Below are 19,211 nucleotides of genomic sequence, written 5' to 3'. Positions count from 1 at the left end.
TGTCGCAATTAATATTGCAATTTATGATATAAAAAAATAAATTATTATTAGTAAAATGACTTAATAATTCTTGTTTTTTGAGTAAAAAGAGTATTACGAAAAAAAGAGTTGACAAATAGAGGAAAATACTATATAATATTATTCGTAAGTTTACTTTTTAAGTAAAATAAGCCTTGGTGGCGAAATCGGTAGACGCACAGGACTTAAAATCCTGTGGGAATTTATCCCGTGCCGGTTCAAGTCCGGCCCGAGGCACCATAATCATATTATGCGGGAGTAGCTCAGTTGGTAGAGCGTCAGCCTTCCAAGCTGAATGTCGCGAGTTCGACCCTCGTCTCCCGCTCCAAAATATGAGCCATTAGCTCAGTCGGTAGAGCACTTGACTTTTAATCAAGGTGTCACTGGTTCGATCCCAGTATGGCTCACCACTATAATAATTAAATAATAGATTTGCGAGAGTGGCGAAATTGGTATACGCACTAGACTTAGGATCTAGCGTCTTCGACATGTGGGTTCGAGTCCCACCTTTCGCACCATTTAAAAATTAAAATTACAGATAGATATAAGAGCATAAATTGCTCTTTTTTTTATAACTTATGCTAGATCCATAAGAAATAGTAATAATATTACAATAATTCTAGTAAACAAAGAGTTAGAAAGTTAGATATATTACAGAGAATCTATTGATTTTTACATATTTTCATTTTAACTTTTAAGTAAATTGACTATAATAATAAGTAATTTTGATATTTTTTAAATTTTTTTATTCTAAAATTATAATAAAATTGTTATAAATGGGAAATAGTGTTAGACTGTAAAAAATATATATATTTTAAAATAAGCTATTAACTGGAGAAATAAGAGAGAAAAATGGAAAAAACAAATGTAAAGATGGTTTATCAATATGATGGAAGCAAATTTTGTGGGTTTCAGAGGCAAAATGGAATGAAAACTGTACAAGGGGAAATTGAAAAAATTATTTTCAGGACATTTTCACAAAAGATAAATATGATTTCATCTGGGAGAACTGATAAAGGAGTTCATGCAATGGAACAGGTTTCTAATTTTGTGATTGATAGTAAAATTCCGCTTGAGGCGATAAAAAGACAAATTAATAAATGTCTGAGAAGAGAAGTTAAAGTATTAAGTATTGAGAAAGCAGATAAAAAATTTAATGCGAGATTTAATGCAAAAAGTCGAACTTATTTGTATATTATGAGGGATGAGGAGAATATTACACCATTTGAGGCGAATTATGTGACTGGATTGAGAAAAAGTGTAGATGCGGAAAGATTTCAGGAAATAATGCATGATTTTGTAGGAAAGTATGATTTTAGCGGTTTTATGAAAAAAGACAAGGCTTACAGAAATCCTATAAGAGAGATTTTTTATGTGAAATGCTATTATGATGAAAAATTTGGAAAAAAACAAGTAAATGTGGAAATTTGTGGTAACGGATTTTTGAAAACAATGGTTAGAATCATGATTGGTTCAGCACTTGCAGTTTATTTTGGGAATGAAGAAAAAGATTATATCAGGAAAAGACTGGAAAAACCTAATGTTGATGGTAAAAAAATTTTGGCAGATTCAGAAGGGCTGTATTTATATAAGGTGAGTTATTAAATTATTTGTAAAAATCTAAAACTGGCTAAAGAAATTATAGTTATTTTAATTAAATTTGATATTGCATAGTTTTATCAATTTAATAAGGAAGATGTTGTATAATGAAAATATTTATTACAAATTAATCAATCTAGTTTTGTGTTAAAATGAATCATATGAAGAATTTATGAGAAAGGATGATTTCCATGGGAAAAAATTATAAGATTAGAATATTGGATGCAAAAAAAGATTCAGAATTGTTATTTAAGATTGTTGAGCATGAAAATGAAGTGTTTGGAGAAGCAACAGTTGGAAACTGGAACATTAAGCCGTTTACTAAATATGGAAAAGTTTTTACGATGCTAAGTAACGATGAAAATGAAGAATTGATGTCAGTTATTGAAGTTTTGAGCAGTTTTGATAGAGAAATAGCTTATGTTTATGGAGTTTCGACTGTGCCGAAATTTGAGAGAAATGGATATGCTAGAAAGTTGCTCCAGTATGTAATGGAAACTTTGAAAGAAATGGGAATAAAGAAAATAGAGCTTACTGTAGATATGGATAATTTTACTGCGAAAAAAATTTATGAAGAACTGGGATTTAAAATAGTAGAAACTTTAGATAATGAGTATGGAGATAATGTTGAAAGATACTTAATGAGATATTTGGTAAAATAATAGATTTATTTGTTAACTAAAGATATGCTAAAATAATATTTTGAAAATACGGGAAGACAATTTGTTATAAATAAAAGATGTTAAGTTTCTAAATATATTTGATTTTTAAATAATATAGATTAGTTAAAATTATTTTTTTTAGAATTTAATGTGAATTAAAAAATCTTCTTTCTATTTTAAAAATAAGAGTTAGAATAATAAAACAAAGAATACAAGAGTTATATTTTATAGATTGCTAAAGTTTCTGGCAGGAAATAAATTTGATTTTTGTATTTTTTTTATAAAAAATAAATAATTAGTATAAACCATGTGTTTATTTAATATAATTGGTCAATAAAGTTTGAAACTGTGTTTAAAAATTAATTTTTGATTTTAAACTTAATTTTTATTTAATTTTTATAAAAGTAAAAACAAATGGGGGGGGTATAATGTTAGTGGCTTAGCTTTCGGATATTGAAAATTTTAATATTTGATAAAAATAAAATTATTTAATGTTTTAATTAAAAAAATTAATAAAATTTTTAAAGGAGGATTATTTATGAAAAAATTAGGATTAGGAGTGTTTTTATTAGGCGTACTGGTATTTGCTCGTTCTGGAGAAGTTGGAAAAAAATATATTGGGGAAACAAATGGGTATTGTCAAAATGGTGTTATTTTAAAAAAATGGGACATTGAGAGACTAGGTTTGTCACATATAACGAAAGCAAGGGTAAAATATGAAGTTTGTAGATTGAATGGATTGAGATATAGAAATATTATTGCCGAATTAGAAGGAAGAGACGTGTTTCAAAATTCGCAATTGAAAAATTATATTGAAATAGTTGATAGTCCAACTACAGTAGATTATGATAAGAGAATTCTTTATTTGAGAATATGGAATTAGTTTTGAGAAATAGTAAAAAATTAGAACAAAACTGGATATAGTCAAAGCTTGAACAATAGAACTTGCTAGGATGTATGATGAATTACATGGTAATTAAAATATAAATAAAATGTGAAGGAGATACATATAAATGAAAAAATTGATTTTAATGTTAGTTACCTTTATTTTAACATTAAATACGATAAGTTATGGTGCTACAAAAAAGAAAGTGGTAAGTAATAATAGTAATACACCACAAAAAGTGGCAGAAAATTTTATTAATGGCTATGCTGTTAGAAGTGAAAATAAAAATAAAGATAATTGGGTTTTGAAAAATCAAAATATTACGGAAGATTTTAGAGATATTTATAAAGAGTTAGTCGAATATAATAATAACGCTGATTGGAGTGAAGGGATACCAGAAGATTATTTAGGAGTTCCTATGGATGCAGAATGGATATTAACTGGACAAGATTCAGATACGAACGGTGGATATAAAGCAATATATTACGATGAAGAGACAGGATATGTGATATTAAAATCTCGAAACATTTATAGCACTTATGTAAAAATGGTAAATATAAATGGTAATTGGTATGTAGATGGAGCAGGTTATGTCAATACTTATGATTTTCCAGATGAACTAAATGAGAGTTTATATAATTAAAATTGATAAAGGTTGTTTTTTTAACAGCCTTATTTTTTTATAACAAAAATTTTAAAATTATAAACTTAAAAAACTCAGTATTTATCATATTTATCTCAATATCATAAAAATTTTTTAAAAAAATGAAAAAAATTTTAAAAAAAGTGTTGACAAATTTAAAAAAATGTAATATTATATATCTATAGTTAGCAACCTAACATAGAGAGTGCTAACAATAAAAAGGAAGGTGCCGAGATGAATGATAGGGAGCAATTGATTTTAAAGGCTATTATCAAGCACTATCTGGAATTTGGTGAGAGTGTGGGATCACGGACACTTGAGAAAAAGTATAATATTGGAGTGTCTTCAGCCACTATTCGAAATACAATGGCAGATTTGGAAGATAAGGGCCTAATTGTAAAAACACATACATCTTCTGGACGTATTCCGACAAGTGAAGGATATAAGCTGTATGTCGATGAGCTTTTGAAAATTAGAGATATTTCTCAGGAGGAAAAGGCGAAGGTCATGCAGGCGTACAATAAGAGGATGAATCAAATTGATACGATATTTGAGGAAACATCTAGATTATTGTCAAAAATTAGTCAATATGCCGGGGTTGTATTAGAGCCGGCGTTTACGCAGGAAGGTGTAAAAAAGGTAAAATTGGTACATATTAATGAAACAACTGTACTTGCCGTAGTTGTAATGAATTCTTCCCTTACAAAAAATTTAAATATCTTTCTGGAAAATCCTGTAACTGAAAATGAAGTGGAAGCAATAAATAGTTTTTTAAATGAAAAAATTGCGAACAGTGAGTATTTTACATTATCTGACTTAAAGGATTTTTTCACGAATACAAATTTATTTATGCAAAGCGATTTTCAGGATAATATGATTTCCGATGAAGGAAAATTATTTTTTGAAGGTGGAACGAATCTCATTGAAAACAACGCATCTGATGTAATGAACCTTATAAATCGGGTAAAACTGTTTAATAATCCGAATGATTTACGGAATGTGTTTGCACAGTTTTTACAGATGGAGGAATTTAAGGATAGGGAAGTTAATGTGATTTTTGGAGAAGATTTGAACATTGCAGGGCTTGAGGATTTCTCATTTGTATTCTCGGTTTATACGCTTAATAATGCGAAGGGGATTATCGGTGTGATTGGACCAAAACGGATGGAATATTCAAAGACGGTTGGACTCGTTGAATATGTAGCAGAAGAAGTGAATCAGTTATTAAATCAAAAAAATAAATAATAAGAAGGAGAGTGGGTTTTTTAAATGGCGGAAAAAGATTTGGAAAAGGAAAATTTGGAAGGTGAAGCTGTACAGAATGAGGTGATTGAAGAGCAAAATAAAAATGTAGAAAATCAAGAAGCTGAAAAAAGTGCAGAAGAAACTTCTGATAATTGTGATGATAAAGTAAAGAAATTAGAAGCCGAACTTGAAGAATGGAAAAATTCATATACAAGAAAGTTGGCTGAATTTCAAAACTTCACAAAAAGAAAAGAAAACGAAGTTGCTGAAATGAGAAAATACGCTTCTGAAGGAATTATCGTAAAATTGCTTGACAATATAGATAATCTGGAAAGAGCGGTTGACGCCTCGAAGGAAAGCCAAAACTTTGATTCATTAATCGAAGGAGTTAATATGATTTTGAATAATCTAAAAAATCTGTTGACAGAAGAAGGCGTAGAAGAAATTGAAGCAGCAGGAAAAGAATACGATCCTTACGAACATAAAGCAATGATTACTGAAAATAAAGAGGAACTGGATGACAACGTGGTTGTGCAAGTTTTCCAAAAAGGTTACAAAATGAAAGGGAAAGTTGTAAGACCTGCGATGGTTACGGTTAATAAGAAACAATAAAAATTGAAATAAAAAATAAATAAATTAAATTTATAAAAAATTGACAATAAAGGAGAATGATAGATATGAGTAAAATAATAGGAATAGATTTAGGGACAACAAACAGCTGCGTGGCAGTTATGGAAGGTGGAAACTTTTCGATTATACCAAATTCTGATGGTGGAAGAACTACTCCGTCAGTAGTAAATATCAAGGATAATGGAGAAATTATTGTAGGGGAAATTGCAAAAAGACAGGCTATTACAAATCCTGATTCAACTGTAATTTCAATTAAAACACATATGGGAAGTGACTATAAAGTTGATATTAACGGAAAAAGCTATACGCCGCAAGAAATTTCAGCAATGATTCTTAAAAAATTGAAAAAAGATGCTGAGGCTTATTTGGGTGAAGATGTAACAGAAGCTGTAATTACAGTGCCTGCATACTTTACAGATGCACAAAGACAAGCTACAAAAGATGCTGGGGAAATTGCAGGACTTAAAGTTCAAAGAATTATAAATGAGCCAACAGCGGCTGCGTTATCTTATGGAATGGATAAGAAAAAAGAAGAAAAAGTATTAGTATTTGACTTGGGTGGAGGTACATTTGACGTATCTGTGCTTGAAATTGGGGATGGAGTTGTGGAAGTTATTTCAACTTCTGGAAATAATCACTTAGGTGGAGATAATTTTGACCAAAAAATTATTGACTGGTTAGCTGATGAATTTAAAAAAGAAACTGGAATTGATTTGAGAAATGATAAAATGGCAATTCAAAGATTGAAAGATGCGGCAGAAGATGCTAAGAAAAAATTGTCAACTACACTAGAAACACAAATTTCATTACCATTTATCACAATGGACGCAACAGGGCCTAAACATTTGGAGAAAAAATTGACTCGTGCGGCATTTGATGAATTGACAAAAGACTTGGTTGAAGCAACTAAAGGACCAGTAAAACAAGCATTGGAAGATGCTGATTTAAGTCCTAGCGATATTGATGAAGTGTTATTAGTTGGAGGTTCTACAAGAATTCCAGCGGTTCAAGAATGGGTAAAATCTTTCTTAGGAAAAGAACCTAACAAATCAATCAACCCTGATGAAGTAGTTGCGGCAGGAGCGGCAATTCAAGGTGGAGTGTTAATGGGAGACGTTAAAGATGTATTATTATTAGATGTAACTCCATTATCATTAGGAATTGAAACAATGGGAGGAGTATTTACTAAAATTATCGAAAGAAATACTACAGTTCCTGTTAAAAAATCGCAAGTGTTCTCAACAGCGGCTGATAATCAGCCAGCAGTATCAATAGTTGTATTGCAAGGGGAAAGAGCAAGAGCGGCTGACAACCATAAATTAGGAGAATTTAACTTAAACGATATTCCACCTGCACCAAGAGGAGTACCTCAAATCGAAGTAACATTCGACATTGACGCAAACGGAATTGTACACGTTTCTGCAAAAGACTTAGGAACTGGAAAAGAAAACACAGTAACAATTTCTGGAAGTTCTAACTTATCTAAAGACGACATCGAAAAAATGAAAAAAGATGCCGAAGCACACGAAGCTGAAGATAAGAAATTCCAAGAATTAGTAGAAGCAAGAAACCAAGCTGACCAATTAGTAATCGCAACAGAAAAAACTATAAAAGAAAATGAAGATAAACTTCAAGGAAATGAAAAAGAAGACATCGAAAAAGCAATCGAAGAATTGAAAAAAGTAAAAGATGGCGACGATGTAGAAGCAATCAGAAAATCAATTGAAGAATTATCAAAAGTTTCTCAAGGTTTCGCAACAAGAATGTACCAAGAAGCAGCTCAAGCACAACAAGCGGCACAAGGCGGAGAAACAGCTGGAGAAAGTAATAACTCTGGTGCTAATGATGTCGAAGATGCGGAAGTTGTGGATTAATGAACATGAAAGGATTTATAGATAAAATAAAATTTAAAAATAAATCAGTATCAGAAAAAGTTGAGAATTTTATTAAAGAAAATGATAAAAAACTAAGGCAAGAAATAGAAAAGTTAGATTCGATTATATCAGAAAATTACGATATTATGACAGGGATAGGAGAAAAAGAATATTTATGGGATATTTTAAATTATAATTATGAAAATATAAAAGATAAAAAAGAAAAAGAAGATAATGGGATACTGGGATATATAGACAATACAGAAGATTTTAATTTAAATGTTTATTTAGAAAAATTAGATAAAAAATCTACAGAAAAAATAAGTAGTTTAAATTTTGATATTAGAGATGTGAATTCAATAAATTCATGTAGTATTTATTTAAAAGGAATAGGAAATTCTCAAGAGGTTATATTTTCAAGTAAGGTATTAGGAAAAATTTCTTTAGATGACTATATTGAGAATAATGGTACATTATTACATTTTTTAGAATTAGAGAAGGAATTTAAACAGTTTTCTAAAGATATACAAGGAAAAATAAAATTATTTTCAAAAGAAATTTTGGAAAATTTAAATGATGGTGAAGTTTCTAGTATAATAGAAATTTTTAAAAAACATCCAGAAAATGGATTATCAGATATTTTTAAGGGAAAAAGAAATATAAAAATATCTTTTGTGCCGTATAATCAAGAGATAAGGTGGCATAATAAAGGAGCTTCACATCATTTTTCTTTAATAAGGTATCTTTTGAAAAAAAGACCTGCTGTTGAAACATTTATTTTTAAGTCAGATTTATCGAAATTTACATTAGATTATTTGGAAAATAACACAATAAAAAAATTATTTAATGATGATGAAATTTTTTTGCTTCCATATAATAATGAATTATTAAATATTTTAAGAAGTGTCCCTAAACTTAAAATTAGGAATTATACGAAGATAAGAATTAAGTATCCATATAAATTAGAAAATGGTCAGAAAATTGATGATATTGATGATAATGGAGATAAAATTAAAAGATTTAATTTCTCATTTGTTGTTTTATTAAAAGAAGAAGAATCGCATAGAAATCTGATAAAGGTTTTAAAGGAAAATAATTTCTATGATTTGAAAAAATATTATAATAAATATCTGAAGGAGCAGAATAAGAACTTAAAAAGTTATATAGCAAAGAATTGGATAACTAAAGAAGAAATAGAAAAAATAGATGGTTTAAAGTTATTTTAATTTTAAAATTAAAGAATAGGGATTTATTCTCTATTCTTTTCATAATATAAAAAAGGACAAATTATTATGAGAAAAAATTTAAAATCAAAAGTAAAGAAATTAAAAGAAAAAAAATTGAGCAATATTGAAAAATTATTTTTAAATTACAAGGGAAAATATAAAAAAATAGATTTAGACTGGGATAATGAGGTTGGGAAAGAAATTTGGTACAATGATGAAAGTGAAAAATCAAAATAAATAAAAATCTTTAAAAAAGGATGTGTTGAAGATGGAAAGTACAATAAACACTCTAAAATATGGGGATGTTGAAATTTCAGTTGCGGATAGAGGAGCGGAATTACGAAGTTATAAAGTGGATGGAGAAGAGTTTATGTGGGACAGAAAGCCTGAGTTTTGGGCTGCCAGCTCACCTGTGTTGTTTCCATTTGTTGGAAGTATAAAAAATGGGGCTTATAGTTACAACGGAAAAGAATATAAAATTTCTACACGGCATGGGTTTGCTCGGACTGAGGATTTTGAACTGGTTGAGAAAACTGAAAATTCTTTGAAGTTCAGATTTTCTTCAAATAAGGAAACTTTGGAGAAGTATCCGTTTGAGTTTGAACTGTTTATAACTTATACAATTGTCGGAAATACTTTGGAAATTGGGTATAATGTTGTGAATGAGAATGATTCTGATATGTATTTTTCACTTGGGACACATCCTGCATTTGCACTTGATGTAAATGATGATATAAAATTGAGTGATTATTATTTGGAATTTGAAAAAAACGAAACTTCTCAGAAATATAAACTTACTGATAATGGGTTAGTTTTTGATGAAAAAGCTGATTGCTTGAATAATGAGAATAAATTGCAGATTACTGAAACTGTATTTGATGATGATGCAATAGTATTTGATGATTTGAAATCCGAAAAGGTTACGATAAAAAATAGTAAAAATTCTAAAGAGCTTAGTGTTGAGTATAAAGGATTTCCTTATATTGCATTTTGGAGTAAGCCAAAAGCTCCTTATGTGTGTATAGAGCCTTGGTATGGAATTTCGGATTTTGAGAATGCAAGCGGAAAATTGGAAGAAAAGACAGGAATTTTAAAATTGGAAAAAGATTGTGAATTTTTTGCAAAACTAATTGTAAAAGGTAAAAAATAACGAAAAATTGAAAAAATTCAAATTTAGTGTTGGATTTCTTGGGAAATTAGGTTATAATATGTCTAATTAGCTTTAAAACCAATTATTAAATGATTATAATTTTTAGAGGTATTTAAGGTTTAATATAAATCATATAAATTAAAAAATTATAAGTTCCAGCAATTAGAAAATATTTTTATGGAATTGTATAATAGAAGGAAGTGAAAATGTTAGATTTGTTAAAAAATGATTTAAAAAAATTTGCAATTTTTGTAGGTTCAGTATCGTTTGGAATGTTAGGTTATAATTTTAATTTTAATTTTTCACATGTATTGTATTTATTTGGATATTTTTTAATTGCATTAATTGTATATTGTTTTGTCGGAAAAACATTGAAGGTAGGATTTGAGAGTGCAATTATAGAAACTGTGTTGGTAGTTGCGATTTATATGCTTCCATTGGATACAAGTTTTAAGTCTTTTCTATACGGAGTGTTTATTTATATTTCGATTAGTTCAGTTTTTAATAAAATAAAGGAAGTTGGAAAAATTAAAGAGCCTGTAATGGGAGGGTTATATTTATTAATTGCTCTTACGGTAGGACTTATACTTTATAGGTTTCCAGGTTCTATAATGTATTTTAGAGGTATGGAAAACCTGAGTAATGAAATGTTGTTATTATTTACTTTAATAAGCTTGATTGGAAGTATTTGAGTTTTAAAATATAGTAATTTATGAAAATAAGAAAAATTAGTGAAATAAAAATTTGCAGAAGTGGAAAGGATAAAAGATAGAAAATGGCAAAAAGAGATTATTATGAAGTGCTTGGCGTACCCAAAAACGCTTCGGAACAGGATATAAAAAAAGCGTATAGAAGTATGGCAAAAAAATATCATCCAGATAGAAATAAGGATAATCCTGAAGCTGAAGCCAAATTTAAGGAAGTACAGGAAGCAAATGAAATATTAAGTGATCCACAAAAAAGGGCAGCTTATGATCAATATGGACATGCAGCATTTGAAAATGGGGGAGCTGGAGCAGGTGGCTTTGGTGGACAAGATTTTGGAGGCTTTAGCGGTAGTGCTGGCGGATTTGATTTTGAGGATTTAGGAGATATTTTTGGAAGTTTTTTTGGTGGAAGAAGTCGAAGTCAAGGACCAAGAGTTCATCAAGGGGATGATTTGAGATACAACTTAACATTAACTCTTGAAGAAGTTGCTTTTGGTACAGAAAAAGAATTAAAATATAAAAGAGATGGACAATGTAAAACTTGTCATGGAAGTGGAGCTGAGCCAGGACACAATATGAAAACATGTGATAAATGTAATGGTTCAGGACACGTAAGAGTGCAACAGAGAACATTGTTTGGTATGACAAGCGGAATACAGGAATGTGACAAATGTCATGGAACAGGAAAAATTCCTGAAAAAGAATGCCATACTTGTCATGGAACAGGATTGGAAAGAGAAACACATACAAGAAAAGTAAGATTTCCAGCAGGAGTAGAAACAGGACAAAGATTAGTTGTAAGAGAAGGTGGAAATGCTGGAGCAAATGGTGGAATCTTCGGAGATTTATATGTGTATATAACTGTTGCAAAACATGATATTTTTGAAAGAATAAGTGAGTATGATATTCGTTGTGAAGTGCCTTTAAAAATGACAACGGCTATTTTAGGTGGGGAAGTGGAAGTTCCTACACTTAATGGTAAGAAAAAGATAGTAATTCCTGAAGGAACTCAAAATGGAAAAACGTTCAGATTGAGAAATGAAGGAATTAAATATGGTCGAGGTGAAAATAGGGGAGACGAAATTGTAGAAATAAAAGTGGAAACACCAACAAATCTTACAGACAAGCAAAAAGAGATTTTACGTGAATTTGACGGCTCACTTGACAATAAGAAAAATTACAAAAAAGCACATTCATTTAAAGATAAAATAAAAAGATTTTTTAGTAAATTTGAAAATTAAAAATTTTGAAAAAATAATAAATATAAAAATATTCTAGTCTTAGTTGATTAGAATATTTTTTTTCGAAGGATTGCCCGTGGTAAGATCGTTACGAATTACGACTTTTATTTGCCCAACTCCAAAACACCTCCTTAACCAGATAGTTGTAGTTAAACAAATAAAAGCTCTGTCAATTTATTTCACTTTTTAAATGGGAAATAGTATAAAAGTGTTAGATTATACTTTTTAATTTTTTAAATTATTTCTTAAAAAATAATTCAATAATTTTTAAAATACAGAAGGTAATTCCACTGGCTATAACGGGACCTGCTGCAATTCCTTTGAAAAATACAACTCCCACTATTGTTCCAATTACTAGGGCGACTGTAATTTCAGGCTGTCCTGAAAGCAGTACTACACCTTTTGAAGATAATATGGAGACTGTAATCCCGCTAATAATCGCAACCCATCCAACCGGAGACCTAAATGCATTTAATAAATGGGAAAAGCCAATTTCGCCTGTGGCAATCGGAATTAAAATAGCAATTGTAATTACTAAGACACCCCAGTTAATTCCATTTTCCCTAAATCTAGTCATCAAGTTTTCAATATTGATACCTTTTATCTTATAAATTTCAGTAATGCTGAATAAACATTTTAAAATTAGCACAAAATTTGTAGCATAAATGATTGACTTGTTGTGAGTAACTCTTCCAACTAGCCAAATAAGTCCTAAGAAAATAAAGCTTTCCAAATTTTTCTCCTTTCTTTGTTCTTCTGTATCACATTTTATTATTATTGTTACATTTTATCATAATTTAAAAAATTTTAACAGTTGACAATATATTTAATATTTGTTATTATATATTCAAATCTATTTAATATCAAACTGTTAAAATTGAGTAAATTCAGTGATTAGATGAAATAGTTATAATTTTTTAGTTTGATTTTAAGCGAATTTAATTGTATTTTTAGTAAAAATAATTGTAGGATAGTAGGGTAGAAGGAATTTATTATTTAAATAAAACAGAAAGTAATTTAGTAGTTTAGAAATTTAGTAGTGTTGAGGATTTGAAAGAATTTTACAAAATAGAATAAAAAATTTTATGGTAAATCGATTTCCAAAATAATAGATTATAGAAATTTTGAAATTGATTTATATATAATTTGAAACTGGATGTAGAGGTTTAGTATTCTAATTACTTGTGATATTAAATATTTTGTTTAGATTTACATAGTAGTTAGTTTATAAAATTTTTGATTGTAAAAATAAACTATTAAATGTTGTAAAGTAGAAATGAATGTTAATATATTTATAAATATTTAGATTTTATCCTCTCCTAAAATTGTTTTTAAGAGAGTTTTTTATTTTGTATCGAATTCTTTAGAAATATATTTAGATTAGTTAATTAGGAATTTAAAAGAAAATATTATAAATTAATATAAAACAAGAAAGGCAGGGAAAATGGTTATTACAACTACAAATGAAATTCAGGACAAGAAAGTTGTGGAATATAAAGGGATTGTCTTTGGAGAGGTTATTTCAGGAATTAATATGTTTAAGGATATGGGGGCAAGTTTGAGAAATATCTTTGGGGGAAGATCTAAAGGATATGAGGATGAACTTTTGGCAGCAAGAAAAAATGCTTTGGAAGAAATGAAAACTAGATCTGCAGCTTTGGGAGCAAATGCTATTATTGGCGTGAAAATGGACTATGAAGTGTTGGGAGCAGATAATGGAATGCTTATGGTAACTTGTAGTGGAACAGCTGTGATTATAGGATAATTTTGAATTGTGTATTGAATTTTGTAATTTAAGTAATGAAAATATAATAGGAGAAAAAATGATGATTATTAAAGTAGACGGTGGAATAAGTGAAAAGATCTTGGAAAATTTGATAAATAGATTGGAAACAGAAAATAATGTAAGTGTTAAATTAATTGCTGGCAAAGAATATTCGATTTTAGGATTAGTTGGAGATATCAGTACTATTGATATAAAACATATCCAGTCGCTAGATTATGTGCTGGATGTGCAAAGAGTACAAGAGCCTTATAAGAGAGCAAGTAGAAAATTTAAACTAGAGGACACTATTGTAAAAGTGGGAAATGTAGAAATTGGGGGAAATAGCCTTGTGATGATGGCAGGGCCTTGTTCTGTGGAAAATGAAAAACAAATTATTGATACAGCAAAAGCTGTCAAAGCAGCTGGAGCAAATATCTTAAGAGGTGGAGTTGTTAAACCTAGAACATCGCCTTATGCCTTCCAAGGATTAGGGATGGAAGGTATTGAATTGATGAAAAAAGCAAAAGAAGAAACAGGGCTTCCAATAATATGTGAAGTTATGTCAATCGCTCAATTGCACGAATTTGGTCCACATCTTGATATGATTCAGTTAGGTGCGAGAAATATGCAGAACTTTGACTTGCTGAAAGAAGTTGGGAAAACAAATATTCCAGTACTGTTAAAAAGAGGATTGAGTGCAACAATTGAAGAATGGTTAATGTCGGCAGAATACATTTTGGCTGGCGGAAATGAAAATGTAGTTCTTTGTGAAAGAGGAATCAGAACTTATGAAACAGCATACAGAAATGTACTAGATTTGAATGCAGTGCCGATGATTAAAAAATTAACACACTTGCCGATAATCGTAGATTCAGCTCACGCAACTGGAAAATACTGGATGGTAAAACCTCTTGCAATGGCAGGAATTGCTGCTGGAGCAGACGGACTTATGGTAGAAGTCCATCCTGAGCCAGACAAGGCATTGTCAGATGGGCCTCAATCATTGAAATTTGAAGTGTTTGATGATTTGATGCAGGATGTGGAGAAGATTGCAAATGTATTGAGAAAGAGTTTTAAATAAAATATAAATTAAAATAGAAAGGATAGTTTATAATTTTGGGAACAATGAAAAAGAGAGAAAAGTTAAAAGTAGAAATTGGTAAGGAATTAAAATTAGGAACAGAACAGATGACAACAAGAGAAGAAATGCTAGAACTGTTAAAAAAATATGACAAGTATATATTGGAATATCCAGAAGAATTAAGTGGCTATGGAAATCGTTCGGTAGTTGAAGAAGCTCTAGGGTTGTATGAGTTGGCACTTAATGATTTAAATAGAGTTACTGATATGGCCCCAACTTTGCACAGAGGATGGCTAAATAAAGGATTAGTGATGCTTAGATTGGGCAGACTTAAGGAAGGATGGCAGTATTATGAATGGCGACGAGGAATGGTAATTGATAATAATGATTTTCCTCAAAAAACTGCAGAAATAGGATTGCCATACTGGAGCGGAGAAAAAACTACAGAAAATCAAAAGTTGTTTGTTTATGCAGAACAAGGAATGGGAGATAATATTCAATTTTTCAGATTTATTTTAGAAGCAAAGAAAAAAGGAGAACATCTTTCAGTTCTAAATAAAGTTGAATTGGATACATTACTACGATATAATCTAGAAAAAAATGGTATAGAAATATTTGAAAATGGTGCTAAATTAACAGGTGATATTAGATACTTTGTATTTTCAATGAGTTTACCATATTGCATGAAAATAGATAGTCTTGAAAAAATACCATATACTTCGAAATATTTAGATACACCACCTCAGTTTAAAGAAAAGTGGGAAAAAAAATTAAGATATACTAAGAAAAAGAAAATCGGAATATTTTGGACAAGTGATTCAGAACATAAAAAAAGTAGATTTAGAAATGTTCCATTCGAAAAAATAAAAAAATTATTTCCACTTGATGCAAAATTTCATTGTTTACAAAAAAACATATCAGAAGAAGATAGACAAGCTGGAGAGAAAGTTAAAAATTTATACTTCTGGGATACAGAATTAGAAGATTTTTCTGATACAGCAGCTCTAATTGATCAAATGGATATGATTATCACAGTGGATACATCAATTGCCCATCTTGCAGGTGCTTTAGGAAAACCTACATGGATTATGCTTGCTTATCATCCTGATTTCAGATGGTTATTAGATAGAGAAGACAGTCCATGGTATGATAGTGTCAAATTATTTAGACAAAATGAAAATTATGAATGGGATAGTGTAATTGAGAAAATAAAAGATGAATTAAAAAAAATTATTTAAACTTTTTATAATTTGTTAAAAAGGGGCTTGAAATTTTGAAAAAAATAGAAAATTTAATAGTAACAATAGTTGGACTTGGAGTGATTGGAGCAGCTTTTGCACAGAGTTTTAAAGAGATTGGTATTAAAACTGTTTATGGGATTGATATTGATGAGGAAACGATAAAGAAGGCAGAAGAGAAAAATATTATAAATAAAGGTTTTTTGGAAACAAGAGAGCCTTTGGAAAAATCGGATTTTGTGGTAATTACTCTTTATCCGAATTTGATGAAGTCGTTTTTTGTAAATAATATTAATTATTTCAGGGAAAATGCGATAATTACTGATGTTGTTGGAATTAAAGAGAAAATTATTAAGGATATTGATCCAATTATTGAGAAGAGTGGAAGAAATATTGACTTTATTTTTGGACATCCTATGGCGGGACGTGAGAAACGTGGGATTGATTTTGCAGATAATAGGGTGTTTAAAGATGCAAATTATATAATTATTAAGGATGAAAAAAATAAAAAAGAAAATCTAGAATTGCTCTCAGAAATTGTGAAATGCATGGGCTTTAAGAAAGTCAGTTTTCTTACAGCACAGGAACACGATGAAATTATTGCGTTTACGAGCCAGCTTACCCACGCAATTGCAGTTTCGCTTGTAAATAGTGATAGTGAAAAGTACGATACGAATCGTTTTATTGGGGATTCTTATCGGGATTTGACGAGAATTGCAAAAATAAACGAAGATTTGTGGGCAGAGCTTTTTATAGGTAATAAAAAAAATCTCTTAAAGATGATACAGCAGTTTGAAAGAGAACTAGATGTAATAAAAGATGCATTGAATGATAATGATTTAGGAACTTTAAAGGAAAAATTTATAATTTCAACAAAACGGCGAGAAAAAATTGATTAAGAGAGATTAATTTGGGAGGAATAAAATGGAAAATAATTCTGAGAAAAAGTATTTGAAAAAATTGACAGGAGATAACATTTATCTTTCTCCAATTTCTGTTGATGATGTTGAGGAATATGCTGAAATGGTTAATGATATAAAAGTTTCGGTTGGTTTGGGTTATCTTTCCTATACAAATATTATAGATTTTGAAAGTGAAAAGGAATTTTTAATTTCAGTAAAAAAAGAAAAAATGTTTGCTGTTAGACTACTTGAAAATGATGAGCTTTTGGGAAATATTGGATTTAATTCGTTAGATATTATAAACAGAAATGGTGCGTTGGGAGTTCTCATTGGAAATCCCAAATATCAGAGAAAAGGTTACGGAACTGAAGCTCTAAAGTTAATACTTGATTATGGTTTTTCATTTTTAAATCTGAGAAATATATCGCTAAGTGTATTTGAATATAATGAACCAGCTTACAATCTATACAAAAAAGTTGGTTTTAAGGAAGTTGGGCGATTGCGAAAAGCCTTAGAAATTATGGGAAAAACTTATGATGTAATTATAATGGATATGTTAAAAGAAGAGTTTCAGTCAGTTTATATAAAAAGGGAACTTGAAAAAAGATATAATTTGAAATAAAAATTTATATAGTAAAATCATTTTAAATGTTTGAATTTGGTGGTTTTGCTATATTTTAATATACAAATAATTCGTTTTAAGAATTTATTTACATATTTTGATTAATAATTATTTATCAGAAGAGAGGATGGAGAAAATTATGGAAATATTGAATGTTGGATTAGGAGAAAATTCTTATGATATTGTAATTGGAAAAAATTTTTTTGAGAAATTTCCTGAGTATATCGAAAAGATTTATAATGGCAAAAAATTATTTGTAATTACTGATTCTAATGTGGATAAAATTTATAGGAATCAGTATGAGAAGATGTTTAAAGGCTTTGATTATACAATTTATGTGCTGGAAGCTGGAGAGAAAAATAAGCATATTGGTATAATGCCAGGAATTTATTCTGCAATGGTAAAAGCAGGGCTTACAAGAAAAGATATGGTTGTTGCATTTGGTGGCGGAGTTGTTGGAGATATTGCCGGATTTGCGGCTGCCAGTTATATGCGTGGAATTGGATTTATACAGATACCGACGACGATTGTTTCACAGGTCGACAGTAGTGTTGGTGGAAAAGTCGGTGTTGACTTGCCTGAGGGGAAAAATCTTGTTGGGGCGTTTCATCAGCCTAAGCTTGTTTTAATTGACAATTATTTTTTGAATACATTAACGGACAGATATTTTTATGACGGATTTGCGGAAATTGTGAAATATGGATGTATTTATGATAAGAAGTTTTTTGACAGACTTATGGAAATAGTGGAAACAGTTGAAGTTTCTTATGATGATGAAAATTATAAACAGAAATTGCGTGAACATCTGATGAAATATGTGAATGAGATTGTTTACCGTTCCTGTGAGATAAAAAAGGAAGTTGTGGAAAAAGATGAGAAGGAAAGTAATTTGAGAATGATATTGAATTTTGGACATACTATCGGACATGCAATAGAGCAGTTTACAAATTATGAGAAATACTCCCATGGAGAAGCAATCTCTGCTGGAATGATGGACATTACAAAAATTGGGGAGAAAAAAGGGGTTACTAAAAAGGATGAATTTTTAAAAATTGAAAAATTGTTGAAGGCATTGAATTTACCGACTGAGATTGAATATCCGAAAGACAAGATTTCTGAAATTATGAAAAGGGATAAAAAAAGTACGAGTGATGGAATTAATTTTGTAATTCTGAAGGAAATTGGAGAAGTTGAGATTATGAAGATTGGAGAAAAGGAGATTTTTGAGTAAAAAATAGAATAAGTTGTTTACTTAAATAGAGGATAATTAAAAATATTTTAGATATTATGGTGGTAAGAATATGTGGTTCATAGAATTAATAATATGTTTGATAATGTTTATACCAATTTTTTGTATAGGAATTTTTTTAGAAAAGAAAGAAATACATAGTTATAAAGATAATATGAAAAATATATTTACAGCTATAGGAGGAACAACAATAACAACAGTTCTTTCATATACTTTGATTATGTTTAGATATTTTTACATATATAAAATATTTCCAGCTAATATAAATATAGAAGATATTTTAAATATAATGTATAGAAGTATACCGTATTTAGTTATAATTTTAATTTTAAGTATAATATTTGAACTGATAATACACTTGATAGAAAAATTAGCAGATAAGAAAGAGATAGATTGTTACATTATTATGATTTTAATTTCATATATTTTATCAAAATTTTTTGATAAATATTTTTTAAAAGGTTATTTTGTAG

Annotated in this window: 20 protein-coding genes and 4 tRNA genes; 23 read left to right on the top strand and 1 reads right to left on the bottom strand. The window is 29.4% G+C overall.

What is annotated here, in order from left to right:
- Positions 1 to 170 precede the first annotated feature (170 nt).
- From HMPREF1552_RS08705 to dnaJ, 16 genes are all read left to right on the top strand, one after another.
- Positions 171 to 258, top strand: a tRNA-Leu gene (locus HMPREF1552_RS08705).
- Between the two features lie 12 nt (positions 259 to 270).
- Positions 271 to 346: transfer RNA gene (locus tag HMPREF1552_RS08700), tRNA-Gly, on the top strand.
- Positions 347 to 352: 6 nt separating this feature from the next.
- A tRNA-Lys gene (locus HMPREF1552_RS08695) sits at positions 353 to 428 on the top strand.
- Between the two features lie 24 nt (positions 429 to 452).
- Positions 453 to 536: transfer RNA gene (locus HMPREF1552_RS08690), tRNA-Leu, on the top strand.
- Positions 537 to 870: 334 nt separating this feature from the next.
- Complete coding sequence (truA, locus tag HMPREF1552_RS08685; protein ID WP_021744794.1) at positions 871 to 1,623, top strand: tRNA pseudouridine(38-40) synthase TruA; 753 nt, start codon at positions 871 to 873, stop codon at positions 1,621 to 1,623.
- Between the two features lie 185 nt (positions 1,624 to 1,808).
- A complete protein-coding gene (locus HMPREF1552_RS08680; protein WP_021744793.1) occupies positions 1,809 to 2,279 on the top strand; it encodes an N-acetyltransferase in 471 nt (156 codons plus the stop codon).
- A gap of 538 nt (positions 2,280 to 2,817) precedes the next feature.
- Entirely contained in the window at positions 2,818 to 3,162 is a 345-nt protein-coding gene (locus HMPREF1552_RS08675) for a hypothetical protein (RefSeq protein ID WP_039901487.1), read from the top strand.
- A 130-nt stretch (positions 3,163 to 3,292) separates the two neighbouring features.
- A complete protein-coding gene (locus tag HMPREF1552_RS08670; protein ID WP_021744791.1) occupies positions 3,293 to 3,808 on the top strand; it encodes a hypothetical protein in 516 nt (171 codons plus the stop codon).
- 234 nt (positions 3,809 to 4,042) lie between these two features.
- Entirely contained in the window at positions 4,043 to 5,053 is a 1,011-nt protein-coding gene (hrcA, locus tag HMPREF1552_RS08665) for a heat-inducible transcriptional repressor HrcA (RefSeq protein WP_021744790.1), read from the top strand.
- Positions 5,054 to 5,077: 24 nt separating this feature from the next.
- Entirely contained in the window at positions 5,078 to 5,665 is a 588-nt protein-coding gene (gene grpE / locus HMPREF1552_RS08660; RefSeq protein WP_021744789.1) for a nucleotide exchange factor GrpE, read from the top strand.
- Between the two features lie 65 nt (positions 5,666 to 5,730).
- Complete coding sequence (gene dnaK / locus HMPREF1552_RS08655) at positions 5,731 to 7,557, top strand: molecular chaperone DnaK (protein WP_039901486.1); 1,827 nt, start codon at positions 5,731 to 5,733, stop codon at positions 7,555 to 7,557.
- Positions 7,557 to 8,783 (top strand): DUF6685 family protein, encoded by a 1,227-nt coding sequence (locus HMPREF1552_RS08650; protein WP_021744787.1) that lies wholly within the window; start codon positions 7,557 to 7,559, stop codon positions 8,781 to 8,783. The genes dnaK and HMPREF1552_RS08650 overlap by 1 nt, the downstream gene beginning before the upstream one ends.
- Before the next feature lie 66 nt (positions 8,784 to 8,849).
- Positions 8,850 to 9,020 carry a hypothetical protein gene (locus HMPREF1552_RS12340; RefSeq protein ID WP_021744786.1) on the top strand — a complete coding sequence of 57 codons (171 nt, stop codon included), beginning with the start codon at positions 8,850 to 8,852 and terminating at the stop codon, positions 9,018 to 9,020.
- 31 nt (positions 9,021 to 9,051) lie between these two features.
- Positions 9,052 to 9,933 (top strand): aldose 1-epimerase family protein, encoded by an 882-nt coding sequence (locus HMPREF1552_RS08645; protein ID WP_021744785.1) that lies wholly within the window; start codon positions 9,052 to 9,054, stop codon positions 9,931 to 9,933.
- A gap of 206 nt (positions 9,934 to 10,139) precedes the next feature.
- A complete protein-coding gene (locus tag HMPREF1552_RS08640) occupies positions 10,140 to 10,625 on the top strand; it encodes a hypothetical protein (RefSeq protein ID WP_021744784.1) in 486 nt (161 codons plus the stop codon).
- An 83-nt stretch (positions 10,626 to 10,708) separates the two neighbouring features.
- Positions 10,709 to 11,881 carry a molecular chaperone DnaJ gene (gene dnaJ, locus HMPREF1552_RS08635; RefSeq protein WP_021744783.1) on the top strand — a complete coding sequence of 391 codons (1,173 nt, stop codon included), beginning with the start codon at positions 10,709 to 10,711 and terminating at the stop codon, positions 11,879 to 11,881.
- A 238-nt stretch (positions 11,882 to 12,119) separates the two neighbouring features.
- On the opposite strand, the gene HMPREF1552_RS08630 is transcribed toward dnaJ, so the two are convergent.
- The gene (locus HMPREF1552_RS08630) at positions 12,120 to 12,614 is read right to left on the bottom strand and encodes a DUF441 domain-containing protein (RefSeq protein ID WP_021744782.1); all 495 of its coding nucleotides are present in this window, start codon (positions 12,612 to 12,614) and stop codon (positions 12,120 to 12,122) included.
- 711 nt (positions 12,615 to 13,325) lie between these two features.
- Here HMPREF1552_RS08630 and HMPREF1552_RS08625 point away from each other — a divergent pair.
- The 7 genes from HMPREF1552_RS08625 to HMPREF1552_RS12600 form a co-directional block, all read left to right on the top strand.
- The gene (locus HMPREF1552_RS08625; protein WP_021744781.1) at positions 13,326 to 13,646 is read left to right on the top strand and encodes a putative heavy metal-binding protein; all 321 of its coding nucleotides are present in this window, start codon (positions 13,326 to 13,328) and stop codon (positions 13,644 to 13,646) included.
- Between the two features lie 61 nt (positions 13,647 to 13,707).
- Entirely contained in the window at positions 13,708 to 14,727 is a 1,020-nt protein-coding gene (aroF, locus tag HMPREF1552_RS08620; RefSeq protein ID WP_039901485.1) for a 3-deoxy-7-phosphoheptulonate synthase, read from the top strand.
- A 44-nt stretch (positions 14,728 to 14,771) separates the two neighbouring features.
- Positions 14,772 to 15,965, top strand: coding sequence for a glycosyltransferase family 9 protein (locus HMPREF1552_RS08615; RefSeq protein ID WP_021744779.1), 1,194 nt, complete (start codon positions 14,772 to 14,774; stop codon positions 15,963 to 15,965).
- A gap of 35 nt (positions 15,966 to 16,000) precedes the next feature.
- The gene (locus HMPREF1552_RS08610) at positions 16,001 to 16,864 is read left to right on the top strand and encodes a prephenate dehydrogenase (protein ID WP_021744778.1); all 864 of its coding nucleotides are present in this window, start codon (positions 16,001 to 16,003) and stop codon (positions 16,862 to 16,864) included.
- A 25-nt stretch (positions 16,865 to 16,889) separates the two neighbouring features.
- The gene (locus tag HMPREF1552_RS08605; protein ID WP_021744777.1) at positions 16,890 to 17,489 is read left to right on the top strand and encodes a GNAT family N-acetyltransferase; all 600 of its coding nucleotides are present in this window, start codon (positions 16,890 to 16,892) and stop codon (positions 17,487 to 17,489) included.
- A gap of 139 nt (positions 17,490 to 17,628) precedes the next feature.
- Positions 17,629 to 18,720 (top strand): 3-dehydroquinate synthase, encoded by a 1,092-nt coding sequence (gene aroB / locus HMPREF1552_RS08600; protein WP_039901484.1) that lies wholly within the window; start codon positions 17,629 to 17,631, stop codon positions 18,718 to 18,720.
- A gap of 70 nt (positions 18,721 to 18,790) precedes the next feature.
- Positions 18,791 to 19,211 (top strand): hypothetical protein (locus HMPREF1552_RS12600; RefSeq protein WP_039901483.1); only part of this gene is annotated, 421 nt, incomplete at its 3' end.

Source organism: Leptotrichia sp. oral taxon 879 str. F0557 (genome assembly GCF_000469385.1).
GTDB classification, from domain to species: Bacteria; Fusobacteriota; Fusobacteriia; order Fusobacteriales; family Leptotrichiaceae; genus Leptotrichia; species Leptotrichia mesophila.
Note: the sequence above shows the minus strand (reverse complement) of the source record. Positions and strands in the feature narration are given on the sequence as shown.

What these genes read in the sequence shown, in the direction of transcription:
- grpE (WP_021744789.1), top strand. Translation starts at nt 5,078, where the DNA reads ATGGCGGAAAAAGATTTGGAAAAGGAAAATTTGGAAGGTGAAGCTGTA.
- HMPREF1552_RS08650 (WP_021744787.1), top strand. Translation starts at nt 7,557, where the DNA reads ATGAACATGAAAGGATTTATAGATAAAATAAAATTTAAAAATAAATCA.
- HMPREF1552_RS08680 (WP_021744793.1), top strand. Translation starts at nt 1,809, where the DNA reads ATGGGAAAAAATTATAAGATTAGAATATTGGATGCAAAAAAAGATTCA.
- dnaJ (WP_021744783.1), top strand. Translation starts at nt 10,709, where the DNA reads ATGGCAAAAAGAGATTATTATGAAGTGCTTGGCGTACCCAAAAACGCT.
- HMPREF1552_RS08675 (WP_039901487.1), top strand. Translation starts at nt 2,818, where the DNA reads ATGAAAAAATTAGGATTAGGAGTGTTTTTATTAGGCGTACTGGTATTT.
- hrcA (WP_021744790.1), top strand. Translation starts at nt 4,043, where the DNA reads ATGAATGATAGGGAGCAATTGATTTTAAAGGCTATTATCAAGCACTAT.
- HMPREF1552_RS08605 (WP_021744777.1), top strand. Translation starts at nt 16,890, where the DNA reads ATGGAAAATAATTCTGAGAAAAAGTATTTGAAAAAATTGACAGGAGAT.
- HMPREF1552_RS12340 (WP_021744786.1), top strand. Translation starts at nt 8,850, where the DNA reads ATGAGAAAAAATTTAAAATCAAAAGTAAAGAAATTAAAAGAAAAAAAA.
- dnaK (WP_039901486.1), top strand. Translation starts at nt 5,731, where the DNA reads ATGAGTAAAATAATAGGAATAGATTTAGGGACAACAAACAGCTGCGTG.
- aroF (WP_039901485.1), top strand. Translation starts at nt 13,708, where the DNA reads ATGATTATTAAAGTAGACGGTGGAATAAGTGAAAAGATCTTGGAAAAT.
- HMPREF1552_RS08640 (WP_021744784.1), top strand. Translation starts at nt 10,140, where the DNA reads ATGTTAGATTTGTTAAAAAATGATTTAAAAAAATTTGCAATTTTTGTA.
- HMPREF1552_RS08615 (WP_021744779.1), top strand. Translation starts at nt 14,772, where the DNA reads ATGAAAAAGAGAGAAAAGTTAAAAGTAGAAATTGGTAAGGAATTAAAA.
- HMPREF1552_RS08670 (WP_021744791.1), top strand. Translation starts at nt 3,293, where the DNA reads ATGAAAAAATTGATTTTAATGTTAGTTACCTTTATTTTAACATTAAAT.
- aroB (WP_039901484.1), top strand. Translation starts at nt 17,629, where the DNA reads ATGGAAATATTGAATGTTGGATTAGGAGAAAATTCTTATGATATTGTA.
- HMPREF1552_RS08645 (WP_021744785.1), top strand. Translation starts at nt 9,052, where the DNA reads ATGGAAAGTACAATAAACACTCTAAAATATGGGGATGTTGAAATTTCA.
- HMPREF1552_RS08625 (WP_021744781.1), top strand. Translation starts at nt 13,326, where the DNA reads ATGGTTATTACAACTACAAATGAAATTCAGGACAAGAAAGTTGTGGAA.
- truA (WP_021744794.1), top strand. Translation starts at nt 871, where the DNA reads ATGGAAAAAACAAATGTAAAGATGGTTTATCAATATGATGGAAGCAAA.